The sequence below is a fragment of the Streptosporangium amethystogenes genome (genome assembly GCF_000721075.1).
Taxonomy (GTDB): domain Bacteria; phylum Actinomycetota; class Actinomycetes; order Streptosporangiales; family Streptosporangiaceae; genus Streptosporangium; species Streptosporangium amethystogenes.
Genome location: NZ_JOEQ01000141.1, coordinates 1 through 595, shown reverse-complemented (window position 1 = coordinate 595; position 595 = coordinate 1). Strand labels below are relative to the sequence as shown.

At 68.9% G+C, this 595-nt stretch carries 1 protein-coding gene; it reads right to left on the bottom strand.

What is annotated here, in order from left to right:
* Positions 1 to 595, bottom strand: a 595-nt coding sequence (locus tag IG98_RS0143995) for a phosphopantetheine-binding protein (RefSeq protein WP_030926595.1), incomplete at both ends; no start/stop codon positions are given.

Below are 595 nucleotides of genomic sequence, written 5' to 3'. Positions count from 1 at the left end.
TGCAACGCCACGGTGAAGGCGTCAAGGCGCGCGCGGGAGTCGAATTCCACGACGATCGGCTGCACGTAGGCGTCCTCGCCGCCGTCGGCCAGCAGATGGTGAAACAGCAGACCCTCCTGCAACGGCGCCAGCGGATAGACATCCGCCACGTTGCCCGCCCCGCCGTCGACCGTGGCGACCACCCGCTCGATCTCCGCCTGCGAGAGCTCCACCAGCGGCAACATCTCCGGCGCGATCTCCCTGGCACCGGCCGGGATCAGATTCGCAGGCACCACCACCGATCCCGCGCCCACCGAATCCGCCAACCCCGCCACCGTCGGAGTCTCAAACAGCGCCTTCACCGACACCGACACCCCACGCACCCGCAACCGCTCCACCAACGACACCGCCAGCAACGAATGACCGCCGAGAGCGAAGAAGTCGTCGTCCACCCCGACGTCGTTCACACCGAGCACCTCGGCGAAGACCGCGCACAGGATCTCCTCCCGTACGTTGACCGGTCCCCGGCCCGCACCCGCACCGCCGGCGTACTCCGGGGCCGGCAGCGCCCTGCGGTCCAGCTTGCCGTTCACGGTCAGCGGTAACGCCTCCATCA